The sequence below is a fragment of the Paenibacillus sp. FSL P4-0184 genome, from assembly GCF_038004625.1.
Lineage (GTDB): Bacteria > Bacillota > Bacilli > Paenibacillales > Paenibacillaceae > Paenibacillus_AQ.
This window is the reverse complement of the sequence record NZ_JBBORN010000001.1, coordinates 3,077,530-3,090,781: the sequence shown is the minus strand read 5'-3', so window position 1 is coordinate 3,090,781 and position 13,252 is coordinate 3,077,530. Positions and strand designations below refer to the sequence as shown.

At 41.6% G+C, this 13,252-nt stretch carries 8 protein-coding genes; all 8 read right to left on the bottom strand.

All coding sequences use genetic code 11. The features are described 5' to 3' along the window. Nucleotides 1-30: 30 nt before the first annotated feature. The 8 genes from MKY52_RS13560 to MKY52_RS13525 all read right to left on the bottom strand — a co-directional run bounded on the left by MKY52_RS13560 (nucleotide 31) and on the right by MKY52_RS13525 (nucleotide 13,244). Complete coding sequence (locus MKY52_RS13560) at nucleotides 31-1,569, bottom strand: response regulator transcription factor (RefSeq protein ID WP_341051727.1); 1,539 nt, start codon at nucleotides 1,567-1,569, stop codon at nucleotides 31-33. Nucleotides 1,570-1,584: 15 nt separating this feature from the next. Then, nucleotides 1,585-3,390, bottom strand: a complete 1,806-nt coding sequence (locus MKY52_RS13555; protein ID WP_341051726.1) for a sensor histidine kinase — start codon at nucleotides 3,388-3,390, stop codon at nucleotides 1,585-1,587. Nucleotides 3,391-3,415: 25 nt separating this feature from the next. Beyond that, complete coding sequence (locus MKY52_RS13550; RefSeq protein WP_341053417.1) at nucleotides 3,416-4,948, bottom strand: response regulator; 1,533 nt, start codon at nucleotides 4,946-4,948, stop codon at nucleotides 3,416-3,418. A gap of 193 nt (nucleotides 4,949-5,141) precedes the next feature. After that, entirely contained in the window at nucleotides 5,142-6,206 is a 1,065-nt protein-coding gene (locus MKY52_RS13545) for a bifunctional transcriptional activator/DNA repair enzyme AdaA (RefSeq protein ID WP_341051725.1), read from the bottom strand. A gap of 7 nt (nucleotides 6,207-6,213) precedes the next feature. After that, complete coding sequence (locus MKY52_RS13540; RefSeq protein WP_341051723.1) at nucleotides 6,214-7,002, bottom strand: isocitrate lyase/PEP mutase family protein; 789 nt, start codon at nucleotides 7,000-7,002, stop codon at nucleotides 6,214-6,216. Nucleotides 7,003-7,161: 159 nt separating this feature from the next. Further along, nucleotides 7,162-8,088: an EamA family transporter gene (locus MKY52_RS13535; protein WP_341053416.1), complete on the bottom strand. Its 927-nt coding sequence runs from the start codon at nucleotides 8,086-8,088 to the stop codon at nucleotides 7,162-7,164. A gap of 243 nt (nucleotides 8,089-8,331) precedes the next feature. Then, nucleotides 8,332-10,995, bottom strand: coding sequence for a copper amine oxidase N-terminal domain-containing protein (locus tag MKY52_RS13530; protein ID WP_341051721.1), 2,664 nt, complete (start codon nucleotides 10,993-10,995; stop codon nucleotides 8,332-8,334). A gap of 191 nt (nucleotides 10,996-11,186) precedes the next feature. Beyond that, on the bottom strand, nucleotides 11,187-13,244 hold the full coding sequence (locus MKY52_RS13525) for an iron ABC transporter permease (protein WP_341051720.1): 2,058 nt from the start codon (nucleotides 13,242-13,244) through the stop codon (nucleotides 11,187-11,189). Between the last annotated feature and the right edge of the window lie 8 nt (nucleotides 13,245-13,252).

Here is a 13,252-nt window from a genome sequence, read left to right as displayed (position 1 = left end):
GCCAGAACTAAAGGTATACCCCCAAAAAGTTTAGGTATTCTTATGTTTAAATTCATTAGGGCTCATATGCATCTTTTTTTCAAATTGTTTGAGAAACTGACTGTAATTGGAATATCCTACCTTCTCCGCGATCTCACTGTTTTTCAACTTATTGTGTTGAAGTAAACGTGCTGATTCCTTAATCCGGAGGTCATGCAGCTGCTCATTAAAATGAATGCCATTCTTCTTGATCAATAATTGTCCCAGATATACTGGATGCAGGAAGAATACCTCCGACAGCTTTTTAATTGTAAGATTTTCGTGATAATGCGCTTCAATATAGTTGTTGATTTCCTGTACAATCCCTTGTGATTTTTGGCTTTGTTCTCTTATAAGAATATCAATACTCGCCTCACCACATGATAAAAGATTACGCATTAAATCGTTCAACTTCATCATCGAGTCCCGCATTTCGGGGATTGTTATTTGAGTTAACAGGGAGGATACTTGAACTTCACTAGCTTTCGAAGTAAACTCAACGATCTTATACATAATATGAATAACGATCTTCTTCACAACCTCTGGAGCAATGCGCATCTCACGAAAACTGCGAGAGGCCAAGCCCACAGCTTGTTTAAAGCCTTTTATGTCCAGTGTGTTAATGGGTCTCATTAAGTCATCCATCAGTTGAATTTGATCATAGTGATAGCTGAACTGACTATCTTTGGTTCCCTTATAGGTCAAGAATCCTGAATGATCCGAATTATAAAAATAATACATTAGTGCTTCTTTCGCCGTTCGGTAGCTATTCGCAATTTGAAGCAAAGAGCCCTCGCTATCCCCTACTGCAATATACATGGCTTGCTTGGGGTGTTCTTTCAGCAAGGGAGCTACTGCAGGATATATTGCAGCACCCTCATCTGACTCCGAAGGATAGCCGTATACGATTCCAAAGCAATAAGCCTCCAGATCGATCAGAAACATCGATTCCGTATTCGTTAGGAGAGCTACTGCTTTCTCTCTGATTTCCGTATACATCGTCGGGTCTGTCTGTAGTAAACAAATATTCCAAAGGCTTTTGCCTTCCGATAGACGTGTAAGTACTGTAAAGTCTGACTTATCTTCTGCCTTCTCATTCAATATGCTCTTAAGAAGAGCGACAACTTCCTCTGAGTTTGCCATTTGATTTAAGCTTCGCTTCTGAGTTTCCTGTTCTAATTCCCGATATATCTCCTTCAATTCTTCTGAAGCCTCTTCTTCGAATAGCGGCTTCATCAGATAATGGTTAATGCCATAACGTATAGCTGTCTTAGCATATTCAAACTCACTATAACCGCTTAGTATGGCAAACTTAATCGGTTTAGTCTCCTCTTGCTGCCAGGCGGAAACCATTTCCAGACCATTCATTAGCGGCATATTTACATCTGTAATGACAAGATCCGGCAGTAGCTGCCTTATTAACTGTAAGCCCTCTTTGCCATTACTGGAGGTTCCACATACTTCAAAGCCAAGCGCCTGCCAGTCTATCCATAGCTGCATCCCCTCAAGAGCACTAGGCTCATCATCGATCAACAATACTTTGTATTTCATAGGCTCCCTCACCTTCTAGCTATTTTTTCGTTCCAGGAGCTTTAGCGGAATACCAAACGTGACAACGGTCCCTTCATTTGGGACACTGCTGATTTCAAAGCGAACCTGATCTTCATAATATAGCTCCAGTCTGCGATACACGTTGCGGATTCCGATATTCGTTCCTGAGGAGGCTTCTTCATTTTGAACATTAAATAAAATTTCTTTAAGCTGGCTTGGTTCGATCCCTTTACCGTTATCTGAAATCGTAACTTGCAAACGACTATCCTCGATTTCCGTCTTTACTTTAATGATACCGAGTCCTTCTATGGCCTGCAGACCATGCTTACAGGAATTTTCTACTAACGGCTGCATGCTTAGCTTTGGAATTTTATATTGCAGCGACTGCTCATCGATCTCAAATTGATAGTCAAATTTATCTCTGAACCGGAATTTTTCTATTTTCAGATACATCTCAATGAACGTCATTTCTTCTTCCAATGTAACGAGATCTTCTTTCCAGCTAAGTAGTCTTCTGAGCAACTTGGATAAACTCTTAATGATGTCTGTAACGTCCGAATAATTATTTTTGGTACAGACCACTAAAATGGCATTTAAAGTATTGAAGAGAAAATGGGGATTCATCTGACTTTGCAAAAAATTCAGTTCAGCCCTTACTCTTTCCATCTCCAGGTTATTCTTTTGAATCTCCAGTTTGTATACATCGTTAATTAGAGAATTAATTTTAGTGGTCATTCTATTAAAGTTATGAATCAAGTCACCAATCTCATCTTGTCCTTCATCGATTTGAATAAGATCGAATTTCTCATTCGTTACTTTCTGCATATGCCTAGACAACCGTTTCACCCGATAATTGTAGGATCTTAACATCACATATAAAAAGGCGGTTGTGAGCAAGGTGACAATGGAAGCCAAAATACCTGCATAAATCCGAATCTCCAGAATCGCCTGAGCAATACGCTCCCCTTGCGTAACCCCTATAATTCGCCAGCTTTTTATATAACTAGCCCCGCCAACGGGTACAATATGTATGTCTTCCTTGCGCTCATCATCCTGAAGCTCGAATACAGGATAAGGATCCTTCGTACCTCTCTGATAACCGCTCTGAGCAGACATAATGATTTCATCCTGCCCGTTAACCAAGTAAAGACTCAAATAATCCTTTTCTCTAATTATAATGTCATATATTTTACTGAGATCCAGGTCAATTCTAAGCAGCTTCTCATAGGTATTTAGTGAGCTGTATACATCCATTCGCTCAATTACACTTAAATATGGGGCATTAGAAGCCACATTAGGCGCTGTGCTCATTTGATAAGCAGCAAGAAACATATGTTTATTCGCAGCACTGAACTGCTTATACCACTCACTCTCCCTTACCTTGTCCGTGATGACCTGATAGTTACTCCCGGAAACAATGGAGTCATTATTCGTAAATACAGTAATTCGTTCAAGCTGATTGTTAACTGGCATATAACTGTTCATCCGATCTCGAAGCTGTTCGTCGAAGGTGTCATAAAATTCAATCATGTTCCCATACCTCCGCTCTAGCAATTCATACAGATTCTTATCGGAGGACAGCGTATAACTAACTGCTACTCCACCCTCAATGAAATCTTGAATATCCTTTCTGGCCCTCTCTAAAGAGATTTCTAAGTTTTGCTGTTCTCTGGATTTGATCAAATCGGAAATCCGATCCAAAAAAACAAGGTTGATAATAATGATAGGGAGAAGCACACCTATAATATAAATGAGGGAAAATTTATAGTTCAGTGGAATGTCATTGACTGCTTTTCTAAATCTGAATTTTTTTCTCTCCATACGAAACACCTTGCTTCCCCTAGAGCTATTGGTTTTTATTTTCATTTTTATAGACGGATGGGACTACCCCTACAATCAGCTTGAACTTGTCTATAAAATAGTCTGTATTTGAAAATCCCACCTGCACCGCAATATCCGATATTTTCAGCTGCGTTCGCTTAAGCAGACTTTTGGCTTCCTCAATCCTTTTGGCATTTAAATATTCACTAAAGCCCTGACCCGTTTGTTTCCTGAAAAGCTGTCCCAAATAGGTAGAATTGATATGAAATTGCCGCGCTAAATCCTGAAGCTTCAATTTATTCCGAAATTCACGATTCACATACTGAATCACCTTGTAAATCGTATTTTGTTCATTCTGCTGCTCTAATTCAGATAAATAGACCGTCGCCAGCATAGATAGACTTTGAACATAGCGGCTTAATGCAAAATAATCATTTAATCCCCCTAAATTTCCATATTCTTGCTGAATCTTTATCATCATCGTATCTGGAGTACCATTCATTTGGGCTATAAGAGTACAAATTGTAAGCTCTAAATGAGCCACTTGGGCTTGCACGATTTCAATCGTCAATAGATTCTCTACGAAAAAAGCAAACGTTTCTTTTACACATGGCTGTATCTGTTCTATATCGTTTGCCAGGACCTTATCCAGCAGCAGTTTGAAGTGATCCTCATGGTGTTCATTCTTCTTTAGAGCCCTAAGCTCACAATAATAAAAAACCCCCTTCTTCTGCTGATGTGTCTTGCGCTTCCATACATCAAGCGCCTGCATATAGATTTCTCGAATCGAACACACGCCTACCCCCCTAGTGCTAATCGCCAGGAGTACCGGCTCATGTGATTGTTCAGCAAAATCCGAACGAATCTGGTTGACGATAGCGTCCAGACTCTCATTCCCAATATAAGCAGACTCAAGAATAATCCCTGTTCTTCCCGATCGATCTTGAAAGAAATGGGTACTTTCCTGAGGAAAGTAGTCGACGGTTCGTGGAAGAAATGGATTCAAAGATGTGGCTGGTTCGATAAGAATACACATTAATTCTGCATTCGCTTGAAGCTTCAACGTGCTCTGGGTTAGAAGCTCTAAATTTTCGTTATACTCGCCTTGTATTAGGCGGTTGACGATATTATTTACGACAAAGAATTGCTTCTTATCAAGCTCCTCATTGGAAGCGATTTCATTTTGAATCATAGGCGTAATCCTGCTTAATAAGGACTCTATTTCTTCATCATCAATAGGTTTTAATAAATAGTCATTCACTCGTTGCTGCAATGCCGTACGTGCATATTTAAAGTCATCATACCCAGTCAATACCACAAACTTCGGAGGCTTTGTCATCACTTCATTCAATTTTGCGATAAGCTCGAGACCGTTAATAACCGGCATATTAATGTCCGTTAGGACCAGTTCCGGTTTATATTCTTGTATAAGTCTCAATGCTTCTGAGCCATTATGGGCTTCCGCGCACACTTCAAAGCCATATTTTTCCCATTCAATCATCGTTCTCAGCCCTTCAAGTACCCAGGGCTCATCATCCACGATCAGAACCTTCAGCATGATGTTCACTCCAATCTCCTAAGATAAGGCTCGCTTTCTTATGAAAATATATATTATGCTAACACAATTGGATATTGTTGTGAATTCATAATTTTTCCTTCTTTTGCTTAAAACAGTACTTTTAAACCTGGTAAAAGCATAAAAAAACGACGTATCCAGACTTTCAGACACATCGAGTTCAGTATGTTTTTAGTTAATAAGCTACCTTCGAACTAACGTTGTTCTCGTGGTTGATTAACCATTCTTTTCTTGCAATGCCGCCGCCGTAGCCCCCTAATTCACCATTACTATTGATCACGCGATGACACGGAACCAAGATCGATAATTGATTCGCTCCATTAGCTCTGGCTACAGCTCGACAAGCCGAAGGGTTGTTTATATTCTCTGCAAGCTCCTTGTAAGATACCGTCTGGCCTACAGGAATTCTACGAAGTTCATTCCATACCTTTTGCTGAAAATCAGAACCTAAATAGCGAATCGGTGATTTAAACACCGTAAGTTGCCCTTCGAAATAAAGAGTTAATTCCTCTTCAATTTGCTCAAGCACCGGTACTTTTTCAGGCAAAACAGTTGCATTCAAGCGAGTACGTAATTTCTTAATTTCGTTCTCAAGTCCCTTTCGATCCACAAATTCCAGCAGTAAAAGGCACTCTTCATCTGAGATCGCAAGCATAGACCCTAATATCGTTTCTATCCAGGTACAGTACAGCACTTTAATCTGCTTAGAGTGATTCGGGACCGTTCCCATCGTTCTTGAAAAAGCATCCCTAAACCCATTACTCGAATCATACCCGCTGTCCAGTTGTACGTTTATGATAGAATCCCCATTCCTGATATGTTTGAATGCCAGCCCTAAACGTCTGGAACGTGCATATTCAATAAAGGTCATCCCAAATTGCTTCTTAAATTGCCGGCGCGCTGTATTTGCACTTATCGACAGCTCATCAAAATCTTTATCGGTCCATTTTCTTTCCCGATTACGCTCAATAGCTTCAACAAGAAGCTTTACTTCTAAGGACATTTTCGTGGGATTGGACAAAGGCTGGCATCTTTTACACGGTCTATATGAAGCTAACAAAGCTTCTTTGGCTGTTGCGAAAAACTCGCAATTTTCTTTATAAGGCTTTTTAGCGGGGCAAGTTGGCCTGCACATAATACCTGTTGTTTTTACGCCAACAAAAAATACACCTTCATAATTGGAGTTTTTTTCGACTAACATCTCATAATATTTATCGATTTGCTGTTTATTAGTGATCATAGTGTTGTTAGCTCATTTCTGAATAATGTGCAGGTATCTGCAGAATAGCTCGAGCATCTTCTTGAAGATTATGCTGTGCTTGAAAGTAACTATACGGTCCATAGCTAATTCTTTTTACGCCAAGCTCTTCCAATTCAACATTTGAAATCATACCATCCATTACCATAACATTTACAGGCAGTAGTGACTGCTGCACAAAATATTCAATCAAGTTTCGATCGGTGAGTCCCGGTATAAAAATCCCATCCGCTCCAGCAGCAGCGTAAGCACAGGTACGATCTATTGCTTCATTCACTAAATCCAAAGAATGCTCCCCGTTTTTGAAAAAGAGATCGGTTCTGGCGTTAATAAACACATTCTTTTGAAGTTTGGCTGCCACTTGCTGTATAGTTCGAATACGATGACTTTGTTCCTCGATTGCCCATAATTCATCATTCGGATGATTCACCTTTTGATCCTCGAAATTGATCCCACATATATCTAATTGGAATAATTGTTCTATGTTATTGGCTAAGGACTCTACATCTACAGCATACCCACCCTCAATATCTACCGTCAATGGCACAGATACATGTTCTGCTATTCTCGTAACAGCCCACAGTAGCTGCTCAAATGAGAGCTGTTCACCATCCGAATACCCCCATGCATCCGCCATAGCGAAGCTGCTTGTGGCTATAGCCTTTGAACCGGCTTTTTCTATCGCTTTAGCCGAAGCTACATCCCAGCAGTTATATAGCACTAGCGGATTCTCTTGATCGTGCAAAGACTTAAAATAGTCATAGTCATTTCTGTTCATCAGTGGTCATCTCCATTAAATAGAATAGCACCACTATATAATAGACAATGATTCGCTATACCAGAAAAATTAACACCAATCTTTTTTCGCAAAAAAAAACACCGATTGATGATCTCATCCTATAAGGACCTGATCATACCATCGATGTTAGTATACAGTTTAAAGTTCCACCTTACGGAGTGATGGTTTGGAGGATGGTTTAGGTGACTTTTCCCCTGTTCGCATCGGTATGATTTGAGGTGCCGCGATTCCGATCAGAACTACGAAAATTCCAACCCACCGAAGCAAAGACACGTCTTCTTGCAGGACTAACACGGAGGCTACAACAGCTGCCGGCAACTCCGCCGCACCAAGAATCGTTCCCAGACCTGATCCCAGTTTCGGAACACCAATAGAAAAGAAAAGCACAGGAATAACTATACCAAGCAACCCTAAAGGAAGACCATACTTCCAAAGTCCATCTGTAAGTGCTCCGTCATAAATAAAGGAAGGCGAAAAAACAACCATAATAATAATCATTGCACTTGTAGTCATATACAAGCTTTTATTCACAGCAGGTACCTGCGTAGCCACTCTCCCACTGACAAAAATATAAAAGGCAAACGACACCGCAGACATCAAACCGAAAACAATACCATTCGTAGTCATTTCGCCTACACTAGGTTCTAGAATCCCCCCAGCTAATATTGTTCCTATCAGAAGGATAACCATCGAAATTACTTTCTCTCGACTAGGCCATTTTCTATCTACAACAGCCTCCAGAATCACACCAATCCAAGTAAATTGGAATAAGAGAACAATCGCAATCGAAGCAGGTAATTGTTCAACGGCAAAACCATAGAAAATACCCGTCATACTAATGGTAATCCCCGCGCCTAATAACGAAGCACCCACCTTTAACCCGAGTTTTTTTCGGGAAAATAAAACAACTAACAAGAGCAGCATGCACCATCCAAAAAAGTATTGCGACCCGACCAGTTGCTGCATTCTAAATCCATCGTTCATTCCAAGCTTGACGATCGTAGACAGCGATCCATAACTACATGCTCCTATAAATACTAGTAAAGCATATTTGAGTAACTTCATATTCATCGTAATCTTCTTTCCTTTCTGTTGAACTGTCCTATTGAACCGTCCAAATCACATAATAAAGCCCCTTGTCATCGAAATGACAAGGGGCGACTGAAACCAAAGAATACATCTTTGACAAAATTCCGCCACTCCATCCACTGGATAGAGTTTGGTTTATTTACTTATAACAACACGGATTATAATATGATAAATCACACAGGGTGTCAACTTGAAATGTTTACATTAACTTTATTTCGGTTATATTTCAAACTCTTCTGTTGAATTTGAAAGACCGCCATTCTGTACACCGCTATTATTGGCTACAGCAAGAACATACACCTTATATTTGATACCTTTAACAATTGCAACACCGTTAACATCCCTTGTCGCAGTGTATATTGAAAGGTTCGTTCCGTTAGGGGCTACCGACGAATAATAAGAGGAATTCACCGCAAGAGCATCCGCCGTACCAAAGCCTTGTTTGGACGGAACCACATATACACGGTATTCTGAAATGTTGGACTCATTGGCTGATTTTACGAAACTGATCAGAATTCTACCATTGTCCTCTTTATACGTTACATTGGTTACAGAGACCACTGGAGTCTTGTTTGCCAACAAAGTAATCATCGAAGACTCCAAGGACAATGCATTGGAACCTGAATAATTATTACTACCCACAGTTAACACATACACTTTATAACTCACTCCAGCCTTTATCACGTCACCACGAACATCTCTGGCGGAGGAATCTAATACTTGACTGGTGCTGTTGCCTGAAGTACTTACCGTTGTATAGTTAGAACTGGATACATTATTCGCATCGGACAGGCTAAAGCTGCTGTAATATAACGTTGGTACCACCATAATTCGGTATTGGTTAATGTACGTTTCATCTGTGGCGTGATTAAAGCTCACCTTCAAATCTCGGCCATCACCATAGTCATTATCATCGCTAACATTTAAGTTTGTAACAGCCTTCAAGCTGGTATTATTAAACAGTGTAACTATAGATGAAGCGGAAGATAGCTCATTAGAATCCCGATAATTTCCACTTCCAACAGATAACACATACACTCTATAGCTACTCCCACTCTTTATCAGATCACCAAGAACATCTCTAGTTGACGAATACAAGACCTGATTGGTAGAAGCCCCACTTGTGCTAACCGCTGTATAGTTGCCACTTGATACATTATTAGCTGCATATAAATCAAAACTGCCATAAAATGAAGTCGGAACTACCATAATTCGGTACTGACTGACGTATGTTTCATCCGAAGCATGAGTAAATGACACTCTCAAATCTCGGCCATCTCCATAATCATAAACGTCGCTAACACTCAAGTTAAAGACTGTACTCACACTGGAATCATAAATTAATGTAATTACCGATGAAGCATTCGAAAGAACATTCCCTCCTGAATTACTTCCGCTTCCAATAGATAAGATATATACTTTATAGCTGACTCCATTCTTTATCAAAGCTCCACGTACATCTCTGGCTGACGAGCTCAATGTTAGGCTGGTGGAAGTACCATTTGTACTAGCCGCTGTATAGTTGGCAATTGATACATTATTTGCTTCAGCTAAACTAAAGGTACTGTAATAGGACGTCGGAACTACCAGGATACGATACTGGCTAATATTGGTTTCGTCCGTCGCATGAGTAAATGACACCCTTAAATCTCGGCCATCATTATAGTTGCTAACGTCGCTGACAGTTAAGTTAGAGACACCTATATTGGACAGCGTTATTGCAGAGGAAACAGAAGACAATACATTATTAGCTGTATTACTGTTATCAATCGCCATGACAAACACTCTGTAGCTGACGCCAGTTTTAACAAGAGCTCCGTCCACATCTCTGGCTCCTGAAGATAAAATTTGCGTGATATTATTTCCCGTCTTGCTGACTAACGTGTAATTAGCAGTGGTCACATTATTTGCTGTAGCTAAATTAAAATTCGAATAATTAGTAGCTTTGACAACAAATATCCGATAAGAACTTACCTTCGACTCATCTGACAGCTTATTGAAGCTGACCGATAAATCTCTTCCATCTCCATAATCGCTTATATCATTTACTTGTACATTATTTAATGCCGCTACAGTCTTATTCACTAGTGTCATAGTGGAGGATCCACTAGAAAGTGCACTGGTATTACTTCCTTTGCCAACCGTCAAGACATAAGCCACATACGCTTGATTACTCTTAATTGAATCACCATCAACAGTCCTCGAAGCAGAAGTCAATTTAATCGAAGGATTAGTACCTGTTGGTAATACAGTAGAATAATTGTAAGAGGTTATCGTTTGTGCGGACGACAAGTTGAGAATATTCCCTGATTTCACAATCAAAACACGGTAATGATCCACTAGTGACTCATTTGCCGCTCGAGTGAAACTAACCTGAAGATCACGACCATCACCGAAATCACTCACATCCTGCGCTACTACGTTGGATACTGGGCCTGCATTTCCAACGTTAGAGGCTGAAGTCGTTATAGTTACAACTTGCGTCTTGGGGTTCCATCCTACTTCATGGCCCAGTGCTTCACTGACGAACCTTGTTGGGACCATCGTTCTCCCCTTCAGATTCAAACCAGGCACGTCTAGAGTTACAGCCTTATTGTTAATAGTGGCGGTCTTTGAGCCAATCTTTAACATAATCGTTGTATCATCTTTAGTTGCAGTTACAGTTTGTGCTTTTTGATTCCACTTGATGGTGGCATTAAAGGCTTCAAAAATAGCCCGCAACGGCACCATCGTCCGCCCATTCACCATCACCGGTGCTTGATCTGTAGACAATCGAACCCCGTCAATAATAATACTGATCGGAGTTGCAGCCTTTACAGAGGATTGAAACATCATCGGAAAGACTACTAAAACTACTAAAATTGAAATCCATAACTTCTTCACAGACTCACCCTCCTGGAATGACGAATACATTTTTTACCTACTCATCTGACGCTTCTAAGTATATAAAAGTTTCATGATTTATAGGTTACAAAAAAATAATCTAAACTTCAATCAAACCTTGATAAAAGAAGAGCTAAGCACCCGGAGAAAAAAAAGGAGAGAGAGTGGTATTACCACACTCTCTCCAAGGGTTACACCTTTCTGACTTGCGACCGATACATTAAAAATAGGAAATACGGAGCTCCGATCAACATTATTATAAGACCCGATGGAATTTCTTTCGGCGCCATAATGGTTCTACCTAGCGTATCTGCAATCACGAGCATCAATCCGCCAAGTAATCCTGACAGAACAATAGATCGTCTTGTGTGATGCCCAATCATCATCCGTACAGCATGCGGCGCCATAAGTCCGAGAAACCCAATGGTTCCTACACTTGCAACGGCTCCCGCTGCAAGCATCACACCGATAATCATCGCCCAAAGCCGAGTTCCGCGAACGGGCAGGCCCAGACCTGTTGAACTCTCATCGCCAAATGCTAGTAAATCGAATCTACGTCCCAAATAATAAGCAAAAGGAACGAGTACTATCAGGAAGATAAACAAGCTATTAAATTGATTCCAGTTTCGTCCGTAAGTCGAACCCGTTAACCAAATTAAGGAGCTGCTGCTCCATAAACTGCCCTTGACGATCATGACCTGTATTCCCGCAGAAGCAATTGCCGATACTGCAATTCCAAGTAGAATAAGGACCGATGGATTCAAGGCTCTACGCCATGCCAGAACAAACACAAAGGCTGCAGCCAAAGCACCACCCGCAATTGCTGCAATAGGGACTGCTAATACCGTCAATGCCGGAAAAACGACCATTACGGTTAACGCCCCCAATCCAGCACCCGAGGTCACACCAATAATGGAGGCGTCAGCCAGCGGATTTCGGACAGCGCTTTGAATCAAGACACCGCTAATGGCAAGCGCGATACCGCCTCCAGCCGCAACGAGTGTACGCGGAAGCCGTAAATTCAGCAGGACGGAATAAGATCCATCTCCGCTGTGGATAAGACTGCTCAGTAGCTCGCTAATCGGTATTCTCGTTCCCCCAAGTGACAAACTCACAAGGATAACCGCAACGAGCAGTACGGTCATAGTTATCACCGCCGGAACAAAGCGCATCCGAAGCGCAGTTCCACCTATATTCATAGATGACTGACCTGAGCCTGAACCCGATATATTTTTCATCTTGGTGAGCACCAGCCATATGAGCCAAGGCGCTCCAATAATCGCCATAACCGCCCCAACTGGCATCTCACCTACACTGCTACGAACCATACGCGCAAGCGTATCCGCTGCCGTAATGAGCAGTGCTCCCCACAGCGCACTTGCAGGAATGAGCAGGTGATGCTTTCGAATACCGCTAAGCCGAACCAGATGAGGAGCCACCAGACCAACAAATCCAATCGGACCGACCACGCTGACCACGACTGCAGCCAACAATACAGATAAACCTAGACCTAACCCCCGTGCCAATCCAACACGTTGCCCGAGTGAACGAGCAGTGGACTCATCAAGCTCCAACGCATCAAACTGCCTACCTGCGAGCATAGCTGCTATTAGCAATGGAATAACAAAAGGCCAGGCATACTTAACACCGTCCCAATCTAGCTGAATCAGTGAGCCTGAGCCCCATAAAAATAGATTTTGCGTTTCGTTCTTGTTAAAAATATGTAGGGCCGATGTAAACGCGCCGAGAACCATAGACACGATCATACCTGATAAAGCTAATCGGACAGGCGTGGCCCCCTTACCACCACTCAACAAATAGGCAGCCAGTGCAGCAAGCAGCCCACCTGCTACTGCAAGCAAAAATGGGAACTCATGCTGCAAAGCTGGAAAAGTAACCATACCTAGGACAACCATAAAATAAGCTCCAGCATTAATCCCCAATGTATCTGAGGAAGCAAGCGGATTCTTCGTTATCGTTTGCAATAATGCTCCAGCGGCAGCTAGAGCGGCCCCAGCCAGTAGGCCAATTACCGTACGCGGCATCCGGATATCCCAGAGCAGATTATGTTCCATCACATCCTGGCGATTTAGCAATCCCTCCAATACCGTAGCTGCAGGAATTTTGGCTTCGCCGAAGCCTAGGCTTAGAATGGACAGAACAAAGAGGACGGCAAGGCCGCCCCCAAATATTCCAATGATTCGCCAAGTCATTCCACTTGAGGCTTCTTTGCTGCTCTTCCCATTCATAAAAGCAC

Bases quoted from the DNA above. Each gene is read 5' to 3' on its own strand.
- MKY52_RS13550 (WP_341053417.1), bottom strand. From the start codon at position 4,948: ATGCTGAAGGTTCTGATCGTGGATGATGAGCCCTGGGTACTTGAAGGG.
- MKY52_RS13540 (WP_341051723.1), bottom strand. From the start codon at position 7,002: ATGAACAGAAATGACTATGACTATTTTAAGTCTTTGCACGATCAAGAG.
- MKY52_RS13560 (WP_341051727.1), bottom strand. From the start codon at position 1,569: ATGAAATACAAAGTATTGTTGATCGATGATGAGCCTAGTGCTCTTGAG.
- MKY52_RS13535 (WP_341053416.1), bottom strand. From the start codon at position 8,088: ATGAAGTTACTCAAATATGCTTTACTAGTATTTATAGGAGCATGTAGT.
- MKY52_RS13555 (WP_341051726.1), bottom strand. From the start codon at position 3,390: ATGGAGAGAAAAAAATTCAGATTTAGAAAAGCAGTCAATGACATTCCA.
- MKY52_RS13525 (WP_341051720.1), bottom strand. From the start codon at position 13,244: ATGAATGGGAAGAGCAGCAAAGAAGCCTCAAGTGGAATGACTTGGCGA.
- MKY52_RS13545 (WP_341051725.1), bottom strand. From the start codon at position 6,206: ATGATCACTAATAAACAGCAAATCGATAAATATTATGAGATGTTAGTC.